The organism is Loigolactobacillus jiayinensis (genome assembly GCF_003946445.1).
Classification (GTDB): domain Bacteria; phylum Bacillota; class Bacilli; order Lactobacillales; family Lactobacillaceae; genus Loigolactobacillus; species Loigolactobacillus jiayinensis.
Window position 1 is genome coordinate 23447 of the sequence record NZ_RHOF01000008.1, and the last position, 26072, is coordinate 49518.

The window sequence follows — 26072 nt, forward strand, 5'->3', positions numbered from 1 at the left end:
TTATAGCGTATTACTAATTTTTAGTTGTAAATACTTGCGTGCGCAACTATTATGATACATAATGTACTTTGCTCGTAACAAGGCATGTCCTTGCTACTGCTTGTCAGAGTGTTATGACGTAAATGAAAAGAGGATAATTAATGCCAGCATTGGAAATTAATGGTCGAGCTTATTCAGAATTACCGCTGCCTGCAGATTACCAGTTGGTCTATGATCGACAAGTAACTCGCGACAATGAAACCGTGCATTTACTGCGCTATCAACCGGCTAATTCACCGACGGAAGCCTTGGAACATGAGCGTGTGGTGGTGTTATGCCGCGATGATGGCTATGTCATGGCCTATAATGCGTTGATCCATCCGAGCACTGGCGCCTTTCCAGAAAAAAAGCAAATTTGGGCTAAAGCGGAAAAGGTCTGGCAAAATGTTGATTCTACTTATCGGCAACAGCTTGAGCGTTTAAATATGTCGCAACAAGAACGGTCTTATGTTGCTGCCACTGGCAAAAAAATGACAGTCCCAATTATTTGGGCTAAATATGCCGATACGCAAAATGTGGGTAATTATTGTTGGGTCGGCCTAGGCACCAACAATGAAGTTTTGGAATTTGAGCGCGATAGCTATTGGGACTACACTGCTGGTCGGCAAAGTTCTGAAATGTGGAACTATGATGATTGGATTCTTGCCCATCGTGGTGAAGGTCCGCAACTAGCACCACCACGGGCATTAGCCTAACTTACTTGGTACAAGATTTATAGGAGGTAGCCACATGCAAGAATCACGTGATAATTCGATTCATAAGTGGTTGATCATTGCTGGCCGACAAATTAGCCAGCAGCTGGATCAGCGATTGGCTAGCATCGGCCTGAATGCCAGTAATTATTTCTATATTTTAAAAATTCACGATAATCCAGGTCTGACCCAAAAAATATTGGGTGAAAAAGAATTTATTGATCCGAGTAATGTGACCCGCGCAGTTAAGCAACTCATTGGCCAAGGTTTAATTGAACGGCGGTCGCATCCCCAAGATAAACGTGCTTATCAGCTTGTTTTAACGACTAAAGGTGCCGCCGTTTATCCGCAAATTTTTCAAATCTTGGATGCAGTGGAGCAGACACTGACAACGGCAGTTACGGCTCAAGGTGCTGATCAGCAGCATTTTATTAACGCCTTGCAGCAGATCAGTCACACAAATAATGATAGCAACAATTAAGTAGAGGAGTCGATTTTTATGAAGTTGATCACAGTTGAGGAACATTTTGATACGCCAGCTAATATTGAACAATTTAACGCACATTCAGCGGTTAAAAATAATAATCCGCAACAGGCGATGTTAGCGCCCTTGTTGACTAATTTTGCTAAACACATTGAATACATGGATCAATATGGTATCGATATGCAGGTGGTTTCTGATGCCGGTAACTCGGCCCAAGTCTTACCTGATGAGTTAACAGTCGCTGCTTGTCAGGTGCAAAATGATACGCTGGCGGAATCGATTGCGGCTTATCCCGACCGTTTTGCTGGGCTAGCAACGTTGCCAGTTAACGTTCCAGACGCCGCGGCGCAGGAATTAGAACGCGCTGTGACCAAGCTAGGTTTAAAAGGCGGCATTATCAGCGGCACGATCAATGGTCAGTTCTTAGATGACCCCAAGTTTGAAACTATCTTTGCCATGGCTGCTAAGTTGGAGGTACCACTTTATTTACATCCCGGCGTGATCCCTGATGCCCAGAAGAGTATGCTCTATGATAGTAAGGCCTATGACGCTAAATTAGCTACTTTTATGGGTGGTGCAGCTTGGGGCTGGCATATGGAACAAGGTGTCCAAATGGTTCGCCTGATCATTTCCGGCTTGTTGGAAAAATATCCCACGCTGAAACTTGTTTCCGGACATTGGGGTGAATTTGTGCCTATGTTTATGGAACGTTTGTCTGAATTTTTACCATTCTCTGGGCTGGATTTACCGCATGAATTCAGCTATTACTATAAGCGTAACGTCTACATCACCCCATCTGGGATGTACACTGCACCACAGCTTCAATTAGCCCGTACTGAAATGGGGGCGGATCATTTAATGTACTCCGAGGATTTCCCTTATATTCAACGTAAGGAAGCTGTGCGGCAGTTCATTACTACCGCTGACTTAACTGAGCAGGAGCGGGAACAATTTGCCCATGGCACGGCAGAGAAGTTATTTAAATTAGCCAAATGTGCCAGTTAAAAGGATCATTATCACGACTTTCTTGGCTAAAGTCGTGGTAATGATTCTTTTTTGTGCTGTTACTTGAGTAGATAAGTATTTCTTTTTTACTTAAGAAGCCATATTTGGCAATATTTTTTGGCGCTTACTACCGGTTGTTGATCGTATTCATCTTTTAACTGACTGGGCAAATAATTTTGAATCAAATCAGCTAAACTGAACTGCTGGAAATCTGTAGTCGTTCTTTTTCAGTATCATTAGACAGTAGGGTGGCGGCTACAGCACACTGAATGACATCGTTTAGAAGACTGTCAAGCTGTCAATAAAATAACTTATAGAAACGATTAGCTATACATTTTGTGAATGTTAGAACTTGTTTTGGTTTTACATGTATAAAAACAATTGTACAGATTTATGGTCGGCGGTTATAGTTAGACTTGTAGTCAAGGACATTAGCCGTGAGGCACAGTTACAAGATTATATGATGTATGCGTATACAAAGTTTACTAAAAGAATCACTTACTAAACTAACACACTTTTAATTGTGTTTTTGTCGGCACAAGAATTAGGTTGGATTTAAAATGAAAGGGGCACATTTATTATGAAACAACAATTCACCCGTCCTGTTTCGGTTGTCGGAACAAGTACTTTAGGTCAACGCTATTTTGATGATCCTGAATATGAGGGTCTTTCGATTTATGAACTTTGGGCTTGTGCATGCCATCAAGCGATGGACGATGCTGGGGTTAAACCAAAGGATATCGATAAAATTGTCTATTCACAATTTGCCAATTTTGTCACTGCTGGTAACGCGATGGCCATGGTTGGTTCCTTGGAAGAATGGGCTGGTGTGGCTGGTAAGCCGATCACCCATATTGAACAAGCATGCGCCAGTGGCTATATTGCCTTCACCGAAGCCTGTAATGCCGTTGCTTCTGGCAAAGCAGACATCGTATTGTGTGCGGGAGTGGAAACACCAAAACATTTTAATGCGCGTAATCAACCTGCGTACATGATCCAACCCATTTCTAAGTATGATGGTTGGTGGTCACCAGGCCGTGTCCTATTCGACACGACTTACTATCGCTTCGATGGGGTCAGTGATAACTTACTTACCGAAGAGCAAGGTAAATACTATCAAAAACATTACGGTATTTCTGAAGAAACACTGGATGAGACCTATAATGCCATGGCCGTTAATTTGCGCCGCAACGCTTCACGGAATCCACGGGCTTGTGAGCGCAAAGAATATACGGAAATCGCTAAAGAAAATGGCTACGACGATGTGATGGATTACATGCGCTCCGACCATAATCCAAAAATCACGCAGTACATTCGTAAAAGTGGCAGTGTGCTGCATAACGTTGCTGCCGGTGCGATTATCGTTTGTTCCGAAGAAATGGCTAAGAAATTAAATAAAAAAGCAGTTACAGTCATTGATCATGCCAGCTCTTCAAATACACAACGGCATCCATATTGTTTCCACCAAATGAATGTTGACGTGCGGGATGCCTTATATAAGAACCAACCTGACCTTAAAGGTGACGATCTTGATTTAATGGTCACAACTGTTATGACTTCTGGTGAACAGTTAGATAGTGCAGAAGTCTTTGGTTATTTGCCAGAAGGGAAAGGCTATCAGTATGAATTAGATGGTCGGACTTGCTTCGATGGCGATACACCAATCAATCCCCATGGTGGCGATTTAAGTTTTGGGCATGCCTTTGGGGCGGCTGGGATCAATATGATCAGTGAAGCCATCTTGCAAATGCGTGGCGAAGCAGGCGGCTGTCAGGTACCTAAGCCAGTCAATACTTGCTTAGTCCGTGGCATGGGCGGCGGTCACACCACAGTCGGTATCTTACTTGAAAACCAGCAATAAGCTAAGGGAGGAATCACAATGTATAAACTAAGACCAATTTTAAAAACTTATTACGATAGTTTAGAGGATGGCAAGGTTTTGGGCATGAAGTGTACAGACTGTGGTGACGTAGTTTGGCCACCATTACCAACTTGTCAAAAATGTGGTGGTTATAACTTAGATTGGTATGATATGGGCGACGAAGCTGTTATTGATGAAATCAGATACGAAGATTCCAGTGTCGGCGGCGATTATACTTTCCGTAAAGCCAATGATTACTTTGTCGATAAATCGCCATACTGCATTTGCGTTGGTCATTTTCCACGCGGCACTGAACAATTCCACGCGGCATTGTACGGGGTAACTGAAGAGAACAAGGACGAATTAATCAGTCAATTACCGCTGAAAGCTAAAGTTAAATTCATTCAATTAGATGGCGGCTTTAAATCAGTTGGCTTTGAAATTAAAAAATAAACTTTAATTAAAACGTGACTAAAAGGTAGTTAGCTTTTTAGTTACTCTGAAAAAAACTGGCAACACGAAGGGAGCACATCAACATGGGTCGTTTAGATGGCAAAGTCGCAGTAATTTCTGGTGGTACACGAGGAATCGGGCTCGCAACTGCTAAGCGTTTTATTGAAGAAGGCGCAAAAGTCGTGGTTACTGGGCGGAATGCCGCTGTCGGACAAGACGCGCTGCAAGAACTTGGCTCGTCTGCACTGTTCGTTCAACATGACGTGGCTAAGGAAGCTGATTGGATCGAAGTGTTCAAACAGACGATCGCCACCTTTGGCAAAGTCGATGTTGTCTTTAATAATGCGGGAATGGCGGACTTTAACGATGCTGAACACGTTACCGAAGATGCGTGGCACAAAGTCTTATCCGTTAATTTGGACGGTGTGATGTTTGGGGTCAAACATGGCATCCAAAACATGAAGGATACCGGTGGCGGGTCAATCATTAACATGTGCTCGATTGAAGGGCTGATCGGCTATCCAAGTTTGTTCGCCTTCTCCGCTTCAAAAGGCGGCGTGCGGATGCTCTCTAAATCAGCTGCGTTATACTGTGCCAAACAGAAATATGGCATTCGGGTGAACTCGATTTATCCCGGACCAATCCACAAACCAGAAATGGACGGCGATCCAGCGGAGAAGAAGCTGGTCGAAGCACATTTGCCACTAGTACCGTTGGGTCGTTTTGGTGAAACCACGGAAGTTGCCAACTTAGCCTTATTCCTAGCTTCGAATGAATCAAGCTTCTCCACTGGGAGTGAGTTTGTACTCGATGGTGGGTATACGGCACAATAGGACAAAAAAGCGCGCGCTATAAAGCTTGAATATTAGCCTAGTAAGGCGATCAGGCATCGCTTTATAGCATACGACTAAAGTAACAATGAAAAATGAGCTATCCCATAAATTAACTTATGGGATAGCTCATTTTTTGTTATTTAGCCAGCTTTTGCGGCAATTCAGCTTGGCGCAATCGTAATAATTCATCCACAAAGAGGGCAGTCATTGGATTGGTATTATTTTTTTTATAGGCTAAGACAAAATTTAAATCGTCGTCTAGGCCTTCAATATCTAAGATTTTAATATCAGGATTGGCCACCTTATTGACTGAATGTAAGAAGGTGATTCCTTTGCCCGCACCAACTAACAGCAGCGTTTTTTCCGCATCGGTCACATAGCTAGTCGCATTAGGCGAAAAACCGTTTTTCATACAGAGGCTGGTCACATAATCGACGGTAAATGGCGACACCTTGCGATCCAGCATAATGAAATCCTCATTAGCCAAATCTTTTAGATCAACTGAATTTTGATTGGCTAAGCGATGATTGCGCGGTACAGCAATCTTTAACTGATTTGTTTCCAGATTGATCCGTTCTAAACCAGTAAGTGAACGCACACAAGTGTTCAGTGCAAAAATCAGATCGCATTTATCAGTTAATAGCTGTTGCTGCAACTCCGGTGGCGTACCACGTAAAAGCGAAAAATCGATATTTGGATGTTCCTTGGTAATCGCTTTGAGCACACTGTACATTAGTTTAGTATCCAAAAAGCTTTGATAGCCGATATTTAAAAAGCCAGCATGATGTTCCTTATCCGGCTTAATTCGATTTTTAAGACTATCACAACGATTAACAATATCGATGGCATCATTTAAAAGTAAGGTTCCTGCTTCCGTTAGTGTCAGCTCGTGACGACTACGCACAAAAAGCTGCGCCCCCAGCTCTTCCTCCAAGTCCATGATCTGGCGGCTCAATGTTGGCTGGGTCACAAATAAATGTTCCGATGCCTTGGTAAAACTCGAATATTCCGCTACAGAAATAAAATACCTTAAACTTAATAAGTTCATCGCCCAGGACTCCTTGATTAAAAGTTTGTGGCTTAAGTTGATTTCGTAGATGCTATTATTAGCATAGCATAGATAGCGTGCTGAGGTGGGGGAAATGGTTGAGTGAGGAGATGGAAATCAGTCTGTTGGAACATTAGAGTCGAAGCACTGAAATCCAAATTAACACCTATTGGCCCATATCCATCTAATAACATTTAAGCTATAATTATCTTCATATAGTTGGATATTTTACTCAATTGTAATTAAAGACTTAATCTAAGTATAAGCACAAATTTTTATCATAGTCGTAGAAAGAGGTTTCGTTTTGAAAAAAGTAATTGAAGTTGTTGGAGCAATTATTGTCGCTGAAGGGAAAATTCTTTGTTTACAGCGAGGACCAGGCCGCTCGTTGGCCAATTACTGGGAATTTCCTGGTGGTAAGATTGAACCGCAGGAAACCCCAATTAATGCACTAAAGCGAGAATTAACCGAAGAATTATTAATTAAAGTTAAGGTTGATGAAAATATTTATGAATCAACACAGTATGAATATGATTTTGGTACAGTCCATTTGACTACCTTTGTTTGCCATTTAATCAGCGGGCAGCCTAAATTAACCGAGCATATCGCAAATAAATGGTTACCAACCAAGGAATTAGCTACGTTGGCATGGGCACCAGCAGATATTCCAACTGCCAAAAAATTAGTAAATAACGGACTATAAGAGGATAAACATGGATATATTAGAACGGTCACTTAAAAAAGCTTTCATCGATCATCATATTGCCGGTTCACATTACGATCAAAAATTAATCATTAATCAGCCCAGTAATAAAGAATTTTTGCTAAATACGCTTCAAACAGAAATTTCGACTTGTAGCGATTTCTTTTTCTCAGTCGCCTTCATCACGCAAAGTGGCCTGGATACAATTAAAACCCAATTGGCCGACTTAGCGCAACGCAATATTAGTGGTAAGTTATTAACGTCGACTTACTTAACGTTCAATAACCCAGAAGTTTTTAAATCATTGTTGGCGATTCCTAATCTAGAAGTCCGTATTTCCCAGCGGAATGGGTTTCATGCCAAGGGATATCTATTCACTCAAGCAAACTACTATTCTTTTGTGATCGGTAGTTCAAATCTAACCATGAATGCGCTGAAACTTAATTATGAATGGAATGTTCGATTGACTTCCTACGAAAATGGTGAATTGATTCAAGAAATTAGCGATCATTTAGTGGGTGAATGGCATAATGCATTGCCGCTAACACCAGCATGGATTGCTAACTATGCACAAAATTATCAACCTGTCATCCAGCGTAAGCAGCTAGTTCCTGCGGTTGCGGAAGATAAACGGCCGTATATTGTGCCGAATAAAATGCAACAAGTTGCCCTGAAAAATTTGGCTGAGTTGCGGGCCAGTGGGGAGCAAAAAGGCCTTGTTATTTCCGCTACTGGGACCGGTAAAACGTATTTAGCGGCTTTTGATGTTCAGCAGGCTAAGCCCAAGCGCATGCTGTTTATTGTGCATCGCGAACAAATATTAAATAAGGCTAAGGCCTCGTTTATGCAAATTATGGCCGATGAGCCAGCTGAAAACTTCGGAATTTTGTCGGGTAATCAGAAGGATACCGAAGCTAAGTATCTCTTTGCCACGATCCAGACGATTGCCAAACCGGCTTATCAGGAGCTATTTGCCAAGGATTGTTTTGATTATATTTTGATTGATGAAGTCCATAAAGCTGGCGCTCAATCGTATTTGAATGTGTTGGCTTACTTCACGCCTAAATTTTTGCTGGGGATGACGGCGACTCCGGAAAGAACTGATAATTTCAATACTTTTGAATTATTTGATTACAACATTGCTTATGAGATTCGACTACAAGAAGCGTTGGAAGAAGATCTGTTATGTCCGTTTCATTATTTTGGGGTTTCTGATTATGAAAAAGATGGTAGGGTCATTTCCGAAACCACCGACTTGCAGTATTTGGCGAACAAAGAACGCGTAAACTTTTTATTAGATAAGATCAATTATTATGGTTGTTCCCATAATACGCCGAAAGGGTTAATTTTTTGTAGCCGTAAGGATGAAGCCCAAGCATTGGCGCGCTTATTCAATGAATGTGGTATTCCCAGCACCTATCTGACCGGTGAACATTCCGTTGCTGAGCGGGAAGCGCAGATTGCCAACTTGGAAAATGGGGATATTAATTATATTTTCACAGTTGATGTCTTTAATGAAGGAATTGATGTGCCGAAAATTAATCAGATTATTATGTTGCGTAATACCCAATCAAGCATTATCTTTGTCCAGCAGCTAGGGCGGGGCTTACGCAAGGATAACTCAAAAGATTTCGTCACAGTCATTGATTTTATTGGTAATTATAAAAATAATTATATGATTCCAATGGCACTGTCTGGCGATACTAGCCGGAGTAAAGATCGTTTACGCAAAGGGACTTTTGATACCAACTATATTTCTGGATTATCGGCCATTAACTTTGAAGCAGTGGCGAAAAAGCGGATCTTTAAGTCGATTGATGCTAATAAGTTAGATTCGATGCAGGGATTAAAACAGGATTATAGTGATTTAAAAAAGCGTTTGAATCGGGTGCCATATCTAACCGACTTCAGTCAACAAGCGAGCCTAGATCCACTGGTGATCGCTAATAAATTTGATTCTTATTATACGTTCCTGGTTAAAATTGGCGATAATGAAGGCACCATAACTGAGAAACAAAATAAGTTTTTATATTTTTTGTCCCGTGAGCTATTGCCGGGAATGCGGCAACACGAAATTGTTTTATTGTCAAAATTAATTGAAAGTGATCACACGCTAAGCAAGCAAGATTTAGCCACGCTTTTTACGGACGGTCATTTGATTCACGATACCGCTACGATTGACTCGGTGCTGGCTACCTTATCGTTAACCTTTTATACAGGTGGCTTGAAGAAAGCTTACGCTGGTGCGGCGCTAGTTCAACAGCAGGCCGATCAGGTTGAATTGACCGCTGCTTTTCAAAGCGCGCTGCAAAATAATTACTTTAAAAAGTTAGTGGTGGATCTATTAGAAGCTAGTCACAATAAATCCAAACAGTTTAGCAAAACTGAACCCCTAACCCGCTATGAGTACCAGCGGCGGGATGCTAAGTACCGGCGGCGGGATGCGCTGCGTCTGTTAAATTGGCCGGAACAAATGGTTGATCAAAATATCGGCGGTTACGTGGCCAAAGATGGTAAATTTGTTATTTTTGTCACCTTGGAAAAGGGGACTGACTTCAAAGGTGCTCAAATGGCTTATGAAGATGAATTGATTGATAATGCAACCATGCACTGGTTTACCAAATCGCCGCGGACGTTGGAGTCGAAAGACGTGAAAAAGTTACAAGATCCAGAACATTGGACCTTCTACCTCTTCGCTAAAAAGTCGGATGATGAGGGCGCTGAATTTTATTACTTAGGTGAAGTCAAGCCACAGTTACAAACAATTAAGCAGTTGGAGAAGCCAGTGCGCGATGGTAAAACGCGGAATGTAGTGGCAATGGATCTGCAGTTAGCTGTGCCACTGGAGATGGAATTCTATGAGTACTTGCGGAAAAAAATAGTAAATAAAACTGCGGAGTCTGAAAAGGCTCCAAGGGTCGGATACAAATTCTAATTTGAAAGCTTTACTGTAATTAAATCTCGATTCAGATTTCAGAGTTTAAAGGTGTCAGTGAGTATTTACAAGATTACGCCGCTACTTAATTGGTTTCATAGTTTCAATAAATATGACGTTGCTGGATTGAATATTTGATTCACCAATATCAAAATATTCTAGTCAATTTAAGGCCGATGTATTGAATTAGAGGAAATACAATTAAGATTCACTTCAGATTACTATGCTATACCTCGGCTTATTGTGATTATTTTAAATAACGTAAAAGTTGAAGTTAGAAAAATAAAAAACCAGCTTCCTAGGAAAAGCTGGTTTTTTGTAATAACTCATAAAGTCGATTAATTTTATTCGGCTACAAATACTGATGGCCTAATCGTTCAAAGAAATTAAAAAGAGTGTGTCAACAAGTGTTAAGTTTCTCTTGTAAAGTGGAAGTTAGCTTTTATTCAAAGCCACATTTTGTATATCCTCTGGCTACTGCATCAGATAATGACATACTTTGTATATTGCCGTTGGCATTGCGTAGACCACGACAACTAGGATCAAAGTGATATTTAGTGCCGCTTGTCGGCGCAATCCAAACAGTTTGTTGAGTTTGATCAGTAGGAGCACTACTTTCTGTTACTACTTGAGCTGCCGCCACACTTGATTGTGATGCTGCTTCAGATGCGCTATCAGCAATAGCTTGTTTAACTGAACTTTCAGATATAGCTTTTGCAATACTTTCTGATTCAATTTTGCTCTCAGATTCAACTTTTGCAATACTCTCTGATTCAGCTTTGCTATTAGACTCAGCTTCTGCAATGCTTTGGGATTCGGCTTTTGCTTGTTTTATGGATTCTTTTTTGGTTGCAGCAGCTTCTTTTTTTGCAAGAATTGGTTGCAACTTCTTAGCTTGTTTTAAGTATTTCAAACACCAGGTTTTAACATTACCGGTCGATAAGTTACTAATATCTCCGTTAACATCATTGATATCAGCCATTGTTGTGCCTGCTACAAGCTTATCTTTAGAACTATCTGTAAATAATTGTGTTACTCTACGTGGTGCTTGCTCATAAGGGGATGATTTTATGTTGATTGTTTTAGTAGCGTCATCGTATTTATTTTTAGCATATACTTTGTATTTACCGGAATGATCAACGACAAGTTTCAATGTACCTTGTTTATCGACTGATGTATATGTTGTATCATATGCAGAAGATTCAATATCTTTAATTTTAACCTGGGCATTTTTGTTAGTTTTAACCACTAGGCTGGCGTCGCCGTTTTTATCAATTGTCGATGAGGAACTTGAAATATTTATTTTTGGTGGACTTGATAGTAAATTAACTCCAATAAATCCTAAAACTAACAATCCTGCACCAATATAAATTAGATTTTTTACCTTTTTTTTATTCTGATCCTTCTTTCTGATTTTGACTATACCAACGATAACAGCAATTAGTCCAACTAACACTACAAAAGATAACATAATAACCATATCCAACTCACTCCTATTATGATAAAATAAGTTATCAGCTTCTTTATCTATAACGGGTTTGCCCTTATCTGTGTTCGGCAGATAAGGGTGTTTTTTTGGCCTAAATAATTTGGATATTTAAGCGATATAGCTAGACAAGTTTTAATGAGCACAATTAGAAAGCGATTTCTATAATTATGATTATAGCATGCAGTATTAACTGCGACAATTAATTTTTGTGATTAATGCAAACGTCGGCTCAGCGATGATGGAGTTTAAATGATAATTATTATTGTATATTTCTGATGCATATAAATATAATTTTAAAATTCAGGTGTGCGATTAAGTGATTTTAGGTTAATCATAATGTTTTCATTATGTATTATGCTTTTATATCGGATACCGTCGTTCATATCTAATAGATACAATCCATGCAAAAAAGCCACTTAGCCGCATTATCAATTTAACAAACGAGCTAGACAACTTTTTCAATTGATTGGATTAACTTAGACACCCAGTTTTAGGGCGAAGTTCTCTGGTTTTTACGCGTAGCCGGGGTGCAGCCAAAATGTGGTAAATCATGGTGTCCCAGTATTTAGTGAGAAGGACGTTGATGCCTTGGGGATAAGAATCACGGAAATTGGGTAAAGCGGCATTTCCAAGTCGGACTGCCGCAGCCTTAATATATATAAACAGTGACAAGGAATATGAAACAGTAGCTGCAGGGTGTATTAGTTTTTCTTGAACAATTGCTGGGATGAATGTAGGCTGATTAAGTAGTACCAATACCTAAAAGTAATTAACTAATTGAGGAGGAATCGGTATGCGAGCAGTTGTTTTAACTAAACCAGGCGATGCCAACACATTTGAGTATCAAGAGGTGGCGACACCGGCAATCAAGCCAGGTTGGTCGTTGATCAGAATCAAGGGTTTTGGGATCAATCGTTCGGAAATCTTCACCCGTAATGGCTGGTCACCCTCAGTGAAATTACCACGGATTTTAGGGATTGAAGGCGTGGGTGAAATTGCAGTAACCTCTGATAGTGAACGTTTACCTAAAGGGCAAAAAGTTGTCACGTTGATGGGTGGCATGGGCCGTGAATTTGACGGTAGTTATGCCGAATACGCGTTGATTCCTAATGCTAATATTTATCCAGTGAAAACAGATTTGTCATGGCCAGAATTAGCGGCAGTGCCAGAAACTTATTTTACCGCTTATGGCTCACTGCTAAATTTGAAACTCCAAAAAAATGATACGTTGCTGGTGCGTGGCGCTACCAGTGGGGTTGGCGTTGCGGCCGTTAAACTGGCCAAAGCTATTGAACCTAGTGTAAAAGTTTTTGGCACTACGCGTGATCTTGGTAAAAGTGATCAGCTCAAGGCGGCTGGGTTTGATGGTATTTTTGAGGATAAGGCCAATGAATTGCAAGTGGGTGATCGGCGCTTTAATAAAGTGCTGGAATTAGTTGGTGCGCTGACGGTGGCGGATTCTTTACAGGCAATCGCGCCAGACGGTATTCTTTGTGTTACTGGTGAGCTAGGTGGTGTTTGGGGCATTAAGGATTTTGATCCGATCGGCGCCATGTTGTCGGGCACTTACTTGACCAGCTTTAGTTCGGACAGCATCACCGAAGCCAAGTTCAATGCTCTGTTACAATTGATTACGACGCATCACATTGATGTGACGCCAACCAAGACCTTTGATTTGGCGCATACCGGCGCGGCGCAAGCCTTTTTAGACAGCGACACTAGTTTTGGTAAGGTCGTCGTATTGCCGTAAATGTAGCGGTAGTCATTGTCAAAATGGTGTCAGTAAATTATAATTTTAGGCGTAAAAGGACCCCCGAGTTTGATTTAAAACTCGAGGGTTCCTTTTATTTGCTAGTTACTAATTTTCAGAACTTGATCTAGGGCTTCGCGTTGTGCGGTGATCCGATTGACAGCGGCACCTTTGTCGGCATAGCCTAGGGCGATACCGCTGATGATTTGTTCATTTTCTGGAATGGCTAAGTTTTGGCGTAGCATATTAGGGTATTTGACAAACTGATAGGCCGTCATTGAATCAATGTGCCGATTCTGTGCTGCCAAAATCAGGGTTTGACCGAAAGCACCTAAGTCGTACAAGGACCAGCTAGAATAGCCGCTAGGTAAGGTCAGATAAACCACGGCGGGGGCATTATATAACTTAGCTGCTGCCTGTTGCATCAGGTGAGGGCCATTTTGACCTAAGGTAGTTGTAATGCCAGCTGACCATTGCGACATATTAGCTTGGGCTTCTTGCGACCACTTTTCACGTGCGGTCACTGGCAAATCAGAATGACTAGGTTCAAGCTGGTCGTTAGAATCAGCGTTATCCAGTTTTGCTTGTGCTTGGCGAACCGTCTCAAGCGTTGCCCCTGTAGCAATGTAAATGTGTTCTGGTTGTGAATTGACCCATGATGGTGCTTGTTGGGCGGCAGTCACAAGTTCACGTAAATCCTGCTCACTGACGATTTGATCGGTAAAATATCTAACGGAGTGGCGCGCACTAATTGCTTTTTCTGTATCCATAAAAGTCTTCTTTTCTATTTATAATTAATTATAACTATACGCCATTGGCAACCTGATTTCACGTACTTAGACTAACGCCAAGGGGCTACTTTTTGGTTTTTGGCCAGGCTTGGCTGACTTGCTCAATCAGTGGTAACACGCGCTGCTTTTGGCTTTTTAAATAGATTGCGTAAATGGGCATCTGGGCGCTAGCATCGCTTAGTGGGATGCAAACGCGGTTGTCGTCAATTCTGTTTTGTTTTAATAGTGTCGCGTCAAAACGGGCAAGATTGGTGCTGAAATACGGGAAATCAGAGTACTGGGTGATCTCAACCAGTGCCGCGAGCTGTTGCTGATAGAGAAATTTAGCCTTAGGAATCTCCTGCTGAATAATTGTGCGCCACGGACCAATTGCACTTAAAACTAGAAAGCTTATACCGCTAAGTTCCTTAAAGCTGATTGTCTTTTGGTTGCCTTGAAACATGAATTTATTCAGATTTACCGCCAGTTTTTCTGTGCCGACATATGTTGCTTCAATTGTTTTAGTCGAAAGAGCTTGATTGGAAAATAATAAGGTGCCGGTACGATTAGTTAACCAGTCAGCGACGGATTTATTTTGTACAAAATCCCAATCAAGTTGTACTTTTTGCGGTAGGTTAGGGCGTAGGTGTTCCAATAACATTAGTGGTCCTGGTAGTTGTGCGCCAATTTTTAGGGTAGTTTGATTTTGGTCGAAATTACGAATCTGTTTGATTAATTGTTGATTAGCTTGCAGTAATTTAGCGGCTTCACTTGCGGCCAATTCACCGGTTTTAGTTAGGCTGATTCGATTTGGTTCGCGCTTAAATAGCTGCACTTGAAGGTCAGCTTCTAGCTTTTGCATCCCGCGAGTCACCGTTGGTTGGGTGACGTTCAGTAGCGCAGCGGTTTTGGCCAGCGTACCATTTTGCGCAAAGGTGACAAGTTCTTCTAATAAGTAGTTATCTAGCATTAGGGTCACTTCCAGTATACGTTTACTGTATACTAGCATGATTAACTAGTAATTTTCAACTAGGGCTTGGCGCGGTAGACTTAGATCATCAACTCAGGAGAGGATGTTTTATATGACCAATGTACCAACAATTAAATTAAATAATGGTGTTACCATGCCGCAACTAGGTTTTGGTGTCTTTCAGGTACCAGACCTAAACCAAGCCGAGGCGGCTGTTACGACAGCTTTACAAACTGGTTATCGCTTATTGGATACGGCAGCGGCTTATCAAAATGAAGCGGCAGTGGGGCAAGCAATCAGTAAAAGTGATGTAAAGCGCGAAGACATTTTTGTGACCTCTAAATTATGGGTATCTGATTTTACTTATGAACGTGCGCAAAATGGCATCGATGCTTCATTGCAACGCTTAGGCCTAGATTACATGGATCTGTACTTGTTGCATCAACCTTACGGCGATGTTATGGGGGCTTGGCGGGCATTAGAAGAAGCTTACAAAGCTGGTAAAATTCGTGCCATCGGTGTCTCTAACTTTTATGCTGACCAACTTAAAAATTTAGAATTAACGATGGCGGTTAAGCCGGTTATCAACCAAATCGAAGTTAATCCGTGGTACCAACAAACCGCAGAAGTTAAGTTTAACCAAGGTGAGTCCGTTCAGGTTGAAGCGTGGGCGCCATTTGCTGAAGGTAAGCATGGTATTTTTACAAATGATACAATTACCCAGATTGGTCAAAAATATGGTAAAACCACTGGTCAAGTGATTTTGCGCTGGTTACTGCAACGGGGCATCACGGTCATCCCTAAATCTGTGCATCAGCAACGAATGGCTGAAAATTTTGATGTGTTTGATTTTGAATTAAGTGCCGCTGATATGGCAACGATGGCTGGCTTAGATAAAGGTGAAAGCCAATTCTTTGATCATCGCGATCCAGTGACCATCGAGCAGATTTTTGGCTCTAGTTTACAACAATTACACCGCGGTTAAATAACATTAGGCCGCGCGACTGTTAGTCAGCTATGTTATTTAAATAGGAGGAAGTCACAATGGTAAATACACCAACGATTAAATTAAATGATGGTAATGAAATTCCGGCGATTGGTTTTGGCACCTTTCAAATTCCTAACGATGGGTCAACCTATAAAGCAGTTAGTGCCGCTTTAGCAGCTGGTTATCGGCATATTGATACAGCAGTGGCTTATTTTAATGAAGCCGAAGTGGGTCAGGCGATTAAGGATAGCGGCATCCCGCGCGCGGATATCTGGGTGACCAGCAAATTATGGTTACAAGATTTTGGTTACGAACCAGCTAAAAAAGCCATCGACCTTTCGTTAGCCAAACTTGGGCTAACCTATCTGGATCTTTATCTGATTCATCAGCCTTATGGGGATGTTCCTGGTGCTTGGCGGGCAATGGAAGAAGCGCAGCAAGCCGGCAAGATCAGATCGATTGGCGTTTCGAATATGAGTCCCAAAATTTGGCGGCAATTTGTGCCCCAATTTACAACTGTACCAGCGGTCAATCAGGTGGAATTCAATCCCTATGCGCAGCAGCAGGAGTTGCGCCAGCTATTAGCTGCCGCGGACGTTAAGTTAGAGGCGTGGGCACCACTAGGTCAAGGAAACCAACAATTACTCAATGAACCAGTGATCACCCAGTTAGCCGCAAAATACAATAAGGACGCTGGGCAAATTATCTTACGCTTTGAGCATCAGGAGGGCATCATCGTTTTTCCTAAGTCAGTTCACGCAGCGCGAATCCAAAGTAACTTAGCTATTTTTGATTTTGAATTAACGGCTAACGAAATGGCGCAGTTGCGGTCATTAGATACGGGCAAAACGCAGCATGATCCTGATGCACCCGGCTTGCAAGCCAGGTTGTTGTCGGCGTTTGATGTGCATGCCAACGACTAAACTAATGAAGTCACTTTGAAATACGTAGCTAAAAATAATAGTAGCACGAACAACCCTTTGTACAGTTGAATCAAACGATTCAATGATACAGATAGGAGCTGGTTCGTGTTTTTTTGTGCAGCCAGCAACTAAACAACTTTACTTTTGCCAATATAGTTAGTAAACTAACTATATCTAAAGGAGGGGTTTTATGGCTAATACTGGTTACTTATTAATGAGTATTTCAAAGAAATTAAAATATAACTTAAATCATGCGCTCACTGACTTAAACATTACATTGCAGCAATGGTCAGTGCTGCAGCAGTTAGCGCATTTCAGTCAAACGGCCAATCAGGTGACCGCTAATGATTTAGCCACGATCCTTGATATGGATAAACCGACAATCTCAGCAATTATTAAACGATTGACAGCTAAAAATTTTATTTATAAAACCAAAAACAGCCATGATAGTCGCGCGTTTGATGTATTTTTAAGCCCAGCCGGCACCGACATCTGTGCCCGAGCGATGGTAATCAGTGATGCAGTTTTAAATCAATTTATGGCGCAGCTTTCCATAACGGAGAAAGATAGCTTGAATCAGATATTACAAAAACTTGATCGGGAGGATTTACAATAATGGAGAAAATATTAGTGCTTGGCGGTACCGGCAATATTGGGTTTCCCTTAATTACCGAGCTGGCCAAAAGCGACAATGTGACAATTATTGCCGGCGTTCACCAGCCAACAACTGAGGCGGCCAAGTTTCAGGACTTTAAAAATGTTACCGTTAGTAAATTTGATTTCTTAGATGCTGGCACTTTTGCTGGTGTTTTAGCCGGCGTTGATCGTGTTTTTTTCGTGCGGCCACCACAATTAGCTAAGCCTAAGGTAGATATGTTTCCTTTTTTGGATCAGGTTAAAGCTAGTCAGGTTAAGCACATCGTTTTTGTGTCGTTAATTGGCGTTGAAAAAAATCCGATGACCCCGCATCATAAAATCGAGCAGCAAATTCTTAAATTAGGCATTCCGCACACATTTATCCGGCCTAGCTTCTTTATGCAGAATTTAAATACGACGCACTTAGTTGATATTCGGGATCATCACACGTTATTTGTTCCTGCAGGTCATTCGAAAACCAGCTTCATTGATACAAGAGACATTGGGGCAGTGGCGGCTAAATGTCTACTATCGACTGAGTATATTAATACTGAATTAGAAATTACCGGTGAAAAAGCGTTAACCTATACTGAAATTGCTGGTATAATGTCTAAAATTCTTGGGACGGCTATTGATTATAGTCAGCCAAGCTTGCTGCGTTTTCGTAAGACCATGCTCAAACGTGGTCTGAAAAAAGAGTACGTTAATGTTATGGTGATGCTGTATCTAATTACGCAGCTAGGTAACGCCAACAAAACAACGACCACGCTGGAACAAGTGTTGGGTCGGCCGGCAACTTCATTTGAACAATATGTCACTGACTATAAAGCTGTTTTTACTGGCCAGACACGAATTTGATTTTGCCAAGGCTTAAGCTAAATAATATTGAAAATCAATATTTTTTTATTGATAAACGATAAAAAGACTGATAAAATAAAGTCATCTTAATTATGGGGTGACTGCTAATGAAACGCGAAACACGTTTTCTGAAATTTGTGATTTATTTAATGGCTTTATTTGCTTTAGGACTTTGTATTGCGATTTTACCGCTCGCTTTTAGTGCCATCACCGCACAGCGCTGGGCGATCAAATTAATGTACACGGCGACTTTTATCGGTTTATACGCCAGTGCCGCAGCGTTTTTCGTTGCATTACGGCAAGGCTTGCTACTGCTGCGCTACATTGACAACGACTGTGCTTTTTCTGAATTATCGATCACGGCATTGCGTAAAATCAAGGTCAGTGCAACGGTGCTTAGTGGCTTGTATTTTATCGGCTTACCGTTGGCTTATGTGGTTGCGCAGGAACAGGACGCCCCCGGCATTATTGTGATTTGCTTCATGTTTGCCGTTGCGGCCAGCACGATTGCCGTTTTCGCCGCTGTTTTGCAAAAATTATTGACCCACGCCATCGCGTTGCAACGCGAAAATGACTTAACGGTCTGAGGTGCGCCTATGGGAATAGTAATTAATTTAGATGTTATGTTAGCTAAACGTAAAATGAGCGTGACCGAATTATCGCAACGCGTGGGCATCACCATGGCCAATCTTTCTATTTTGAAAAACGGCAAGGCTAAGGCCATTCGTTTTTCAACGCTAGAAGCGATTTGTGCGGCTTTAGAGTGCCAACCAGGTGATATTTTGGAATACCGTGGGCCTAAGTGAAAATGAGCTAAATTAAAGTGGCGACTATTTTTTGGCCAAGTTGCAATTGTGAGTGGTTCAAGAGCGAGTCTGACTTTTAGGGCAATAGATTATATTTGATAATTTGGGTATTTTTACGATTAAGCAAGTGGTAAAATTATTTTGTAAGCGCTAAATAAAAGTGTTGCTTCAACAAATTAATGGCGGATAAGCGCGTAGACTTGATCAACTTTACTAGTATCGGATCAGGGCTATTTTTTTAAGGTGGGGGGCCTAGGGATGCACATGAAAAATTTGCAACTAGCAACGGTATTACTTGCTGGGGCACTGGTTTTGACTGGGTGTAACAATCAAAGTAAATCAAATACTGCAGCTACTAGTCAGACAACAAGTGACCATTCAGTCAGTAGACAAAGTAGCTCTAGTCAGGTAATTAAGCAAAGTAGTGAAGCTAAGCAATCAATGAGTTCGAAAGAATCCGCGCCAACAGCGCTTTGGGACAGTCATAAAGATACGCAATTAAAAACATTTATCGATCAATGGGCACCAACCATGGATCAAACATATACCGAATATGACGGGCAGACGCCATTGAAAACTTCAACCGGCACCGTCTATCCCACTGATTTAGCGCAAGCAACGGTGGCTGGGGCAACGGGCGTGCTTGGCTGGAGTGAAAATGGTTTGGGTAGCTATACTTATAATGTGGTGGCAATCTACAATTATGATGGGACGCACCCGCCATTACCCAATCATATTACCTATTTATTTGCTTTTCACAATGGCCAACCTATTGTATTAGTCGATCAAAGCCGTGATGGAGCACCGATTTTAACGGAAACGAAGAATGCGCAAGTACAAGCAAACTTTACGCAAATCGCCAGTAGCACTAGCAACTAATGAGTTGATCATTTAAGTTGACGTTCCGTGGCCGTCAACGGCGGTTCGCACCACGTTTAATTTGCTCTGGAATCAGTAGTATAGTGATCTTAAAATGGTTAAGCGCTGCTATTATAGGGGAAGGTGGCAGTCGCCCAACCCCAGTAAAAAGAAGGTGACCAGATGATCACACGTGAAAAAATCATTGCCTATCTGGCAGAAACTTATGCGGTGCAACCTGAATATCCGTTTAAAAAATTTCCCAATTATTGCGTGTTCAAACATCAGCGCAATCACAAGTGGTTCGCCTTAATGATGTCAATTCCGCAGAATAAACTTTATGGCACTGATTCGACTGAAATTGAGGTCATTGATGTTAAAATCAATCCAGAACTGGGTGATATTTTAAAAACCAGCCCAGCCTATTATCCGGCTTATCACATGAATAAAGAACATTGGCTTACCGTTGATCTTGCAGCGTTGACTGATTTTAAGCCATTAAGTGACTTGATTGCTGACAGTTATCAATTAACCCAATAAATACAGTGCAAAGCGGTTTTTAGTGGGATAAACGCCTATAATATAGACGTAAATTTGTCTACAGACTAATTTAAATGGGGTATTAATATGCAATATGCAAACTTAGGACAAACGGATATTAAGGTTTCGAAAATTTGTATCGGCGCGATGAGTTTTGGTCAGCCAGGGACAATGCACGATTGGAGCTTAGATTATCCAGCTAGTGAAAAAATCATCCAGCACGCTTTGAGCTTAGGCATTAATTTTTTTGATACAGCTAACACTTATTCGGCTGGGACTAGCGAGGAATATTTAGGGCGGGCGTTGAAAAACAATCAGGTGCCGCGGGAGCAAGTGGTGCTGGCGTCCAAAGTCTATTTCAATCCAGGGCGGTTATCGAAGACAGCGATTCAGCGGGAAATTAATGGTTCCTTGAAACGACTGGGTACCGACTATTTGGATCTGTACATTATTCATCGCTTTGATTATGACACGCCAATCGAAGAAACGATGGCAGCGCTAAATGAGTTAGTCAAAGCGGGCAAGGTGCGGGCAATTGGCGCCTCGGCAATGTATGGTTATCAGTTTGCCAATATGCAGCAAGTGGCTAAAGATCATGGTTGGGCGCAATTTCAGACGATGGAAAACCACTATAATTTGTTGTACCGTGAGGATGAGCGCGAATTAATCCCTATTTGTCAGCAAATGGGGGTGTCCTTGATGCCATATAGTCCATTGGCGGCAGGACATTTAAGTCATCGCCAATGGCAAGTGAATACGTTGCGTAGCCAAACTGATCGTGTCGCCATGGGTAAATATGATCGGGCGGAAACTGAGGATCTGCGAATCGTTGAGCGGGTCTATCAATTGGCTAAACAGCACAACGTTTCGATGACGCAAATTGCTTTAGCGTGGCAGTGGGCTAAGGGAGTAACGGCGCCAATTGTCGGTTCAACTAAGGCGGCTCATTTGGATGAGGCTGTAGCGGCGCTAGCGGTACAACTCACGCCGGCTGATATGCAGATGTTGGAAGAATTGTATGTGCCGCATGGAATTGTTGGCGCCATCGCGCAAAATCCGCCGCAGGGAACGGTGTTGCTGGATGAAAAGAAGTAATTGAGTGAACTAAAGACTAGGGAGATCTTATCATGCAAACATTTGATGCCATAATTAAACGCAAAGGGATACGTAGTTTCAACGCTAAACAAATTAGCAACGAGCAGGAGAAAAAATTGATTCACGCGGCGAATGCGGCGCCAATCAGTGGCGGCGGTTTCCGCGATTCAGCACGACAGATAACCTTTGTTCAAAAGCCGGAATTGTTGCAGCAAATTTCTAAGCTAGCGGGTGACGATGGTGATCCGCTGTATGGTGCACCAACGCTGATTATTCTCTCAGCACCGGAAAATTCTTTTCACGCTGAACAGATTGATATCGGCTTGATGGCGCAATCAATTTTGTTGGCGGCCACGGATCTAGGCTTAGATACGATTTTGATCACTGGCATTATAGCGGGGTTAAAGGCTGACGCAAAATTGCTAGCCGCGCTTAATTTACCGCAGGACTATCAGCCATTTGTCGGCATTGTAATTGGCTATACTGACGACACAACGGTAAAAACACGTGCTTACCGGGATGATAATGTTAACTATATCCGCTAAATTGAATATTAAACTGGAGGCTATGGCATAAGGAAAATTATGTCGGCGCCTCCTTTTTGTTGCCGTGCGAACTTACGCAAGTATTAGGTCACAAACGAGCGGGAGTTATCGGTAACCCTTAGTTGCCAGCCGATAAAGTTGCGCGGTATTGTAATAGTGAATTCAAATAAGTACAAATTTTATCTAGAAATAAGCATTCAAATTGAAATAAATGCTATTTTTAATGGTACTTTAATAATGGTATAATAGCTAAGATTGTTCTTATTGGTTTCGATTTTGATAGTTTTAGCGCTTGATCCTTGTTACATATAAAGTGGTGGGATACTAAAGAAAAGTTGTTATTTTTGCGTACGGCTTGATAAAGGATGTGCGCTACATAGCTGGAGGCAGAAATGAAGCAGAAAAATAAACAGGCGCCGGAATTACAGCGCTCGATGACAGCCGGACAAATGGAGATGATCTCCCTTGGTGGCGCGATTGGCGTAGGTCTTTTTATGGGGGCCACATCAACAATCAAATGGACAGGGCCGTCGGTTATTTTAGCCTATATGTTTGTTGGGCTGATTCTCTATATTGTGATGCGGGCGTTGGGGGAAATGATCTACGTTAATCCTGGGACTGGCTCGTTCGCTGATTATGCGACAGAATACGTCCATCCCTTAGCTGGGTACATGGCCAAATGGGCGAACGTTTTTGAGTACATTGTGGTCGGCATGTCTGAAGTAGTGGCGGCAACCGAGTATTTACGGTATTGGTGGCCACATACTAATTCTTTTGTCGCTGGGATCATCATTATTTTATTTTTAGTTGCGGCGAACTTGGCCAGTGCTAAGGCGTATGGCTCGTTGGAGTTTTGGTTTGCAATGATCAAGGTTGTAACCATTATTATGATGATCGTCTTAGGCCTAGCGATTATTTTCTTAGGTTGGGGTAATGGTGGCCAGCCAATTGGCCTGAGTAATCTGTGGCGGCACGGTGGTTTCTTTACCGGCGGCGTGCAAGGCTTCTTCTTCTCGATGTCGATTGTTGTCGGCTCGTATCAAGGGATCGAGTTGCTGGGAATTTCAGCTGGTGAAGTGGCCAATCCGCAACAGGCCATTGTTAAATCGGTTAAATCAGTGCTACTGCGGATTCTGATTTTCTACGTTGGCGCGATTTTTGTAATTGTCACCATTTACCCATGGAATCAGTTAAGTAGTATTGGCTCACCATTTGTGTCAACCTTTGCTAAAGTCGGTATCACAGCTGCGGCGTCAGTGATCAACTTTGTCGTACTGACCGCGGCGCTTTCCGGGGCTAATTCCGGAATTTATTCCTCAAGTCGGATGTTGTTTAAATTAGCGCATGAAGGCGATGCACCGAAAATACTTGGGCGAGTGTCGAAACGAATCGTGCCTGATGCGGCGATTCTAGGGATTTCTGGTGGTATTTTACTCGGTTTTATCATTGACATGATAGCGTCAATTTATAGTAAATCCACCGCCAATTTGTTTGTAGTCGTGTTCAGTTCCTCAGTTTTACCAGGGATGGTGCCTTGGTTTGTGATCCTGCTGGCCGAGCTGCGTTTCCGTAAAGGGAACCCTGAGTTGATGCAGACGCATCCTTTTAAGTTACCATTATACCCGGCAGCCAATTATTTTGCGTTGGCGATGTTGTTGGTGATCGTCGTATTCATGTTCATTAATCCGGATACGCGGATATCCGTGATCGTTGGTGCAGTAGCTTTGATCATAGCAGCAACTGTTTACCTGATTCGACATGGGTTTGGTCGAGTTGCTAGGATAAGTAAGAAAAACAGACAACTACCGTAAGGCTAGCTGCCTGTTTTTTTGTATTTTGTCATAATTAGCGTTTTTTGTTAGTTAGCAAATCGTCATTTTAGGTGGTTTGCTGCACTGCTTAGTAAAAGTCGCCTAAATTCTCGATCAAGCGGATGTGTTCAAAACCAGTGTTGACGCCAATTTTGATTGCTGCTTTAGCGGCAGCACCAGCAGCTTGCGTTAATTCACCACTCAGAACTAAAAAGTCAAAAAATTTGCGCAATGAAGTCGCATTCGTTTGTATATCACTCGTTGAGTAAGCAATTTTACGTGGGAACCACTCACCTAAATATTCTGCAACTTCTTCACCGGCCTTTAGCGGCGTTTTAATCGTGTAATAGAGTAGGAAATTGTTGATAAAAAGGTCACTATTGGCAGCGTGTTTATTGATAACTTTACGACTAAAGCCTTTATCATTAGCTAGATAATTTTTAAATTCAGTCAGCAATAAATGGTTGTTGGACTGTACCGCAGCCATGATTTTTTCATAACGGTCGCCATTCCCAGTTAATAGTGCCTGATCGTTTTCGTACTTGTCCCAGCGATGATAGTTGGTCCAAGTTTTATGGAGTTGGTAGCTATTTTCGGCGGCAAAGTTGGTGCTGTCAACGATAGTTAAGTTAGTTGCAAATGCAGCTACGGCAGCATCTTTAACAAAGGCGTATTTTTTATGTTGGAAGGGAATTTGCATTAAATAAGCCATTAATTTCGTTTGGATCACTTGTTGTGGCTCATGTAGTCCATGTAGCTCAGCTATTAAAATTAAATTAGACATTGCGCCAGTGACATGGCGATCGAAGCCAGCGTTTAGCTCAACTTTACCAGCCATTTCTAAATACTTGTCAATGGCTGTATCCGAAATTCCAACCAAGGTAAAAGCGGCCCGCACGCCAGCAACAATATATTGGGCCAACTGTTTTTTACTTTTAGCATTGATATCGTAAAGCACAATTGTGGCGTAGGTTAAATCGTTGACGAGGATAACGACTTTTTTACGCTGTAACGTGTAGTAATTAGCATGCCAAGAGAAGAAGGGATTCGCTTGAGCAAAATTCTTTGTGATGGTAGGATCAGTTACTTTAACGAGCTGATTGAAAATGGGTAGGGCTTTTTTAGTGGGATTAATAATCATGGCTGTGGCTCCTTTTTTGGTTATATTGTTAGCATTTAATTAATAATTATCACCACAACTTTACTAAAGTTTAGGGTAGCTTGTAAACCTAATTGCATTTATACTGCGTGATTGTGGTGGCGTTTGTTACTAGTTGGCAACTATAAGCGACTTTCGTAGTATTTGCTTGGCACGTCTGCTACAATGCAAGGGCAAACTAAATGATAGGAAGTGTTACGATGAGCCAAACTGAAAAAGTAATTGCTACATTGCAAACTTTGGCTACTGGTGCCACTGGTCAAGCTAATCACCACGTGATTGCGGCACAGATTTTTGCTAGTCAAGGTTTTACGAAGTTAAGTACCAAATATACTGCTCACGCGACTGAAGAACAAGATTTTGCTGGTCAATTTATGGCCCGTATTCTTGATCTCAATGGTCAAGTACAGCACGAAGCTCAGCCGGCGCAACCAGTATTTACTGAATTTAGCGCCTACTTAAAGGCTGAAGCAGCGATTTCACAAAAAGGCATTACTGCGCTGGAACCGTTATTGGATCATCACTTGCTGGATATCACCAGTTACGATCTAGTTAAGGCTTATGTGGAAGATGAAGTGGAAGATCTGAATTGGACGCAGCAACAATTGGACATGCTAACGCTGATTGGTAAGCAGAATTATTTGACCCAGATGCTGTAAAACTTGATTTGGTTGATGGCACATTAATTAAGTTATTTTTTGACGGTGAGTTTACGCTATTCAGGCGGCGACTTACCGTTTTTACTTTAAGTTGCTATAGTTATTATAGTTTATCGTTATTCATTTTTTACATATCACGGCTATTCAGAAAATATGTATCCA

26 protein-coding genes are annotated in these 26072 nt (G+C 41.8%); 21 read left to right on the forward strand and 5 right to left on the reverse strand.

The window, feature by feature from the left end; all coding sequences use genetic code 11:
• Positions 1–140: 140 nt before the first annotated feature.
• From EKM80_RS03545 to EKM80_RS03570, 6 genes are all read left to right on the forward strand, one after another.
• Positions 141–734 (forward strand): hypothetical protein, encoded by a 594-nt coding sequence (locus EKM80_RS03545; protein WP_125551746.1) that lies wholly within the window; start codon positions 141–143, stop codon positions 732–734.
• A gap of 34 nt (positions 735–768) precedes the next feature.
• Entirely contained in the window at positions 769–1212 is a 444-nt protein-coding gene (locus EKM80_RS03550) for a MarR family winged helix-turn-helix transcriptional regulator (protein ID WP_125551747.1), read from the forward strand.
• Positions 1213–1230: 18 nt separating this feature from the next.
• The gene (locus EKM80_RS03555; protein WP_125551748.1) at positions 1231–2220 is read left to right on the forward strand and encodes an amidohydrolase family protein; all 990 of its coding nucleotides are present in this window, start codon (positions 1231–1233) and stop codon (positions 2218–2220) included.
• A 580-nt stretch (positions 2221–2800) separates the two neighbouring features.
• A complete protein-coding gene (locus EKM80_RS03560; RefSeq protein ID WP_225418802.1) occupies positions 2801–4081 on the forward strand; it encodes a thiolase family protein in 1281 nt (426 codons plus the stop codon).
• A gap of 18 nt (positions 4082–4099) precedes the next feature.
• On the forward strand, positions 4100–4534 hold the full coding sequence (locus EKM80_RS03565) for a Zn-ribbon domain-containing OB-fold protein (RefSeq protein ID WP_125551750.1): 435 nt from the start codon (positions 4100–4102) through the stop codon (positions 4532–4534).
• An 83-nt stretch (positions 4535–4617) separates the two neighbouring features.
• Positions 4618–5367, forward strand: a complete 750-nt coding sequence (locus tag EKM80_RS03570; RefSeq protein ID WP_125551751.1) for a glucose 1-dehydrogenase — start codon at positions 4618–4620, stop codon at positions 5365–5367.
• Positions 5368–5503: 136 nt separating this feature from the next.
• Here EKM80_RS03570 and EKM80_RS03575 read toward each other — a convergent pair whose 3' ends face one another.
• Positions 5504–6415 carry a LysR family transcriptional regulator gene (locus EKM80_RS03575; protein ID WP_125551752.1) on the reverse strand — a complete coding sequence of 304 codons (912 nt, stop codon included), beginning with the start codon at positions 6413–6415 and terminating at the stop codon, positions 5504–5506.
• Between the two features lie 304 nt (positions 6416–6719).
• Here EKM80_RS03575 and EKM80_RS03580 point away from each other — a divergent pair, with 304 nt between their 5' ends.
• Positions 6720–7118: a (deoxy)nucleoside triphosphate pyrophosphohydrolase gene (locus EKM80_RS03580; RefSeq protein WP_125551753.1), complete on the forward strand. Its 399-nt coding sequence runs from the start codon at positions 6720–6722 to the stop codon at positions 7116–7118.
• Positions 7119–7128: 10 nt separating this feature from the next.
• Positions 7129–10053, forward strand: a complete 2925-nt coding sequence (locus EKM80_RS03585; protein WP_125551754.1) for a DUF3427 domain-containing protein — start codon at positions 7129–7131, stop codon at positions 10051–10053.
• A 442-nt stretch (positions 10054–10495) separates the two neighbouring features.
• Here EKM80_RS03585 and EKM80_RS03590 read toward each other — a convergent pair whose 3' ends face one another.
• Entirely contained in the window at positions 10496–11533 is a 1038-nt protein-coding gene (locus EKM80_RS03590; protein WP_125551755.1) for a toxin Cry1Ac domain D-VI-related protein, read from the reverse strand.
• A gap of 802 nt (positions 11534–12335) precedes the next feature.
• Here EKM80_RS03590 and EKM80_RS03595 point away from each other — a divergent pair.
• The gene (locus EKM80_RS03595; RefSeq protein ID WP_125551756.1) at positions 12336–13292 is read left to right on the forward strand and encodes an alcohol dehydrogenase catalytic domain-containing protein; all 957 of its coding nucleotides are present in this window, start codon (positions 12336–12338) and stop codon (positions 13290–13292) included.
• A gap of 101 nt (positions 13293–13393) precedes the next feature.
• On the opposite strand, the gene EKM80_RS03600 is transcribed toward EKM80_RS03595, so the two are convergent.
• Both EKM80_RS03600 and EKM80_RS03605 read right to left on the reverse strand, forming a co-directional pair.
• Complete coding sequence (locus EKM80_RS03600) at positions 13394–14062, reverse strand: nitroreductase (RefSeq protein ID WP_125551757.1); 669 nt, start codon at positions 14060–14062, stop codon at positions 13394–13396.
• A gap of 85 nt (positions 14063–14147) precedes the next feature.
• Positions 14148–15032, reverse strand: a complete 885-nt coding sequence (locus EKM80_RS03605; RefSeq protein WP_125551758.1) for a LysR family transcriptional regulator — start codon at positions 15030–15032, stop codon at positions 14148–14150.
• 112 nt (positions 15033–15144) lie between these two features.
• On the opposite strand from EKM80_RS03605, the gene EKM80_RS03610 reads away from it, so the two are divergent.
• From EKM80_RS03610 to EKM80_RS03660, 11 genes are all read left to right on the forward strand, one after another.
• A complete protein-coding gene (locus tag EKM80_RS03610) occupies positions 15145–16017 on the forward strand; it encodes an aldo/keto reductase (RefSeq protein WP_125551759.1) in 873 nt (290 codons plus the stop codon).
• A gap of 59 nt (positions 16018–16076) precedes the next feature.
• Positions 16077–16943 (forward strand): aldo/keto reductase, encoded by an 867-nt coding sequence (locus EKM80_RS03615; protein WP_125551760.1) that lies wholly within the window; start codon positions 16077–16079, stop codon positions 16941–16943.
• Between the two features lie 190 nt (positions 16944–17133).
• A complete protein-coding gene (locus EKM80_RS03620) occupies positions 17134–17559 on the forward strand; it encodes a MarR family winged helix-turn-helix transcriptional regulator (RefSeq protein ID WP_125551761.1) in 426 nt (141 codons plus the stop codon).
• On the forward strand, positions 17559–18437 hold the full coding sequence (locus tag EKM80_RS03625; RefSeq protein WP_125551762.1) for an NmrA family NAD(P)-binding protein: 879 nt from the start codon (positions 17559–17561) through the stop codon (positions 18435–18437). Before EKM80_RS03620 ends, EKM80_RS03625 begins: the two co-directional genes overlap by 1 nt.
• Positions 18438–18544: 107 nt before the next feature.
• Positions 18545–19024, forward strand: coding sequence for a DUF2975 domain-containing protein (locus EKM80_RS03630; RefSeq protein WP_125551763.1), 480 nt, complete (start codon positions 18545–18547; stop codon positions 19022–19024).
• Between the two features lie 9 nt (positions 19025–19033).
• Positions 19034–19243, forward strand: coding sequence for a helix-turn-helix domain-containing protein (locus EKM80_RS03635; RefSeq protein ID WP_125551764.1), 210 nt, complete (start codon positions 19034–19036; stop codon positions 19241–19243).
• A 258-nt stretch (positions 19244–19501) separates the two neighbouring features.
• The gene (locus tag EKM80_RS03640; RefSeq protein WP_125551765.1) at positions 19502–20122 is read left to right on the forward strand and encodes a DUF4767 domain-containing protein; all 621 of its coding nucleotides are present in this window, start codon (positions 19502–19504) and stop codon (positions 20120–20122) included.
• Between the two features lie 162 nt (positions 20123–20284).
• The gene (locus EKM80_RS03645; RefSeq protein ID WP_125551766.1) at positions 20285–20641 is read left to right on the forward strand and encodes an MmcQ/YjbR family DNA-binding protein; all 357 of its coding nucleotides are present in this window, start codon (positions 20285–20287) and stop codon (positions 20639–20641) included.
• Between the two features lie 87 nt (positions 20642–20728).
• Complete coding sequence (locus EKM80_RS03650; protein WP_125551767.1) at positions 20729–21736, forward strand: aldo/keto reductase; 1008 nt, start codon at positions 20729–20731, stop codon at positions 21734–21736.
• A gap of 32 nt (positions 21737–21768) precedes the next feature.
• Positions 21769–22281: a nitroreductase family protein gene (locus tag EKM80_RS03655; protein WP_125551768.1), complete on the forward strand. Its 513-nt coding sequence runs from the start codon at positions 21769–21771 to the stop codon at positions 22279–22281.
• Between the two features lie 392 nt (positions 22282–22673).
• Positions 22674–24092: an amino acid permease gene (locus EKM80_RS03660; RefSeq protein WP_125551769.1), complete on the forward strand. Its 1419-nt coding sequence runs from the start codon at positions 22674–22676 to the stop codon at positions 24090–24092.
• Between the two features lie 88 nt (positions 24093–24180).
• Here EKM80_RS03660 and EKM80_RS03665 read toward each other — a convergent pair whose 3' ends face one another.
• Positions 24181–25233 carry a DUF6933 domain-containing protein gene (locus EKM80_RS03665; protein WP_125551770.1) on the reverse strand — a complete coding sequence of 351 codons (1053 nt, stop codon included), beginning with the start codon at positions 25231–25233 and terminating at the stop codon, positions 24181–24183.
• A 218-nt stretch (positions 25234–25451) separates the two neighbouring features.
• On the opposite strand from EKM80_RS03665, the gene EKM80_RS03670 reads away from it, so the two are divergent.
• Positions 25452–25910 carry a ferritin-like domain-containing protein gene (locus EKM80_RS03670; RefSeq protein WP_125551771.1) on the forward strand — a complete coding sequence of 153 codons (459 nt, stop codon included), beginning with the start codon at positions 25452–25454 and terminating at the stop codon, positions 25908–25910.
• Positions 25911–26072: the final 162 nt, after the last annotated feature.

Excerpts from the sequence above, each read along its gene's own strand:
- EKM80_RS03545 (WP_125551746.1), top strand. The coding sequence starts at position 141 with ATGCCAGCATTGGAAATTAATGGTCGAGCTTATTCAGAATTACCGCTG.
- EKM80_RS03550 (WP_125551747.1), top strand. The coding sequence starts at position 769 with ATGCAAGAATCACGTGATAATTCGATTCATAAGTGGTTGATCATTGCT.
- EKM80_RS03555 (WP_125551748.1), top strand. The coding sequence starts at position 1,231 with ATGAAGTTGATCACAGTTGAGGAACATTTTGATACGCCAGCTAATATT.
- EKM80_RS03560 (WP_225418802.1), top strand. The coding sequence starts at position 2,801 with ATGAAACAACAATTCACCCGTCCTGTTTCGGTTGTCGGAACAAGTACT.
- EKM80_RS03565 (WP_125551750.1), top strand. The coding sequence starts at position 4,100 with ATGTATAAACTAAGACCAATTTTAAAAACTTATTACGATAGTTTAGAG.
- EKM80_RS03570 (WP_125551751.1), top strand. The coding sequence starts at position 4,618 with ATGGGTCGTTTAGATGGCAAAGTCGCAGTAATTTCTGGTGGTACACGA.
- EKM80_RS03575 (WP_125551752.1), bottom strand. The coding sequence starts at position 6,415 with ATGAACTTATTAAGTTTAAGGTATTTTATTTCTGTAGCGGAATATTCG.
- EKM80_RS03585 (WP_125551754.1), top strand. The coding sequence starts at position 7,129 with ATGGATATATTAGAACGGTCACTTAAAAAAGCTTTCATCGATCATCAT.
- EKM80_RS03590 (WP_125551755.1), bottom strand. The coding sequence starts at position 11,533 with ATGGTTATTATGTTATCTTTTGTAGTGTTAGTTGGACTAATTGCTGTT.
- EKM80_RS03595 (WP_125551756.1), top strand. The coding sequence starts at position 12,336 with ATGCGAGCAGTTGTTTTAACTAAACCAGGCGATGCCAACACATTTGAG.
- EKM80_RS03600 (WP_125551757.1), bottom strand. The coding sequence starts at position 14,062 with ATGGATACAGAAAAAGCAATTAGTGCGCGCCACTCCGTTAGATATTTT.
- EKM80_RS03605 (WP_125551758.1), bottom strand. The coding sequence starts at position 15,032 with ATGCTAGATAACTACTTATTAGAAGAACTTGTCACCTTTGCGCAAAAT.
- EKM80_RS03610 (WP_125551759.1), top strand. The coding sequence starts at position 15,145 with ATGACCAATGTACCAACAATTAAATTAAATAATGGTGTTACCATGCCG.
- EKM80_RS03615 (WP_125551760.1), top strand. The coding sequence starts at position 16,077 with ATGGTAAATACACCAACGATTAAATTAAATGATGGTAATGAAATTCCG.
- EKM80_RS03620 (WP_125551761.1), top strand. The coding sequence starts at position 17,134 with ATGGCTAATACTGGTTACTTATTAATGAGTATTTCAAAGAAATTAAAA.
- EKM80_RS03625 (WP_125551762.1), top strand. The coding sequence starts at position 17,559 with ATGGAGAAAATATTAGTGCTTGGCGGTACCGGCAATATTGGGTTTCCC.
- EKM80_RS03630 (WP_125551763.1), top strand. The coding sequence starts at position 18,545 with ATGAAACGCGAAACACGTTTTCTGAAATTTGTGATTTATTTAATGGCT.
- EKM80_RS03635 (WP_125551764.1), top strand. The coding sequence starts at position 19,034 with ATGGGAATAGTAATTAATTTAGATGTTATGTTAGCTAAACGTAAAATG.
- EKM80_RS03640 (WP_125551765.1), top strand. The coding sequence starts at position 19,502 with ATGCACATGAAAAATTTGCAACTAGCAACGGTATTACTTGCTGGGGCA.
- EKM80_RS03645 (WP_125551766.1), top strand. The coding sequence starts at position 20,285 with ATGATCACACGTGAAAAAATCATTGCCTATCTGGCAGAAACTTATGCG.
- EKM80_RS03650 (WP_125551767.1), top strand. The coding sequence starts at position 20,729 with ATGCAATATGCAAACTTAGGACAAACGGATATTAAGGTTTCGAAAATT.
- EKM80_RS03655 (WP_125551768.1), top strand. The coding sequence starts at position 21,769 with ATGCAAACATTTGATGCCATAATTAAACGCAAAGGGATACGTAGTTTC.
- EKM80_RS03660 (WP_125551769.1), top strand. The coding sequence starts at position 22,674 with ATGAAGCAGAAAAATAAACAGGCGCCGGAATTACAGCGCTCGATGACA.
- EKM80_RS03665 (WP_125551770.1), bottom strand. The coding sequence starts at position 25,233 with ATGATTATTAATCCCACTAAAAAAGCCCTACCCATTTTCAATCAGCTC.
- EKM80_RS03670 (WP_125551771.1), top strand. The coding sequence starts at position 25,452 with ATGAGCCAAACTGAAAAAGTAATTGCTACATTGCAAACTTTGGCTACT.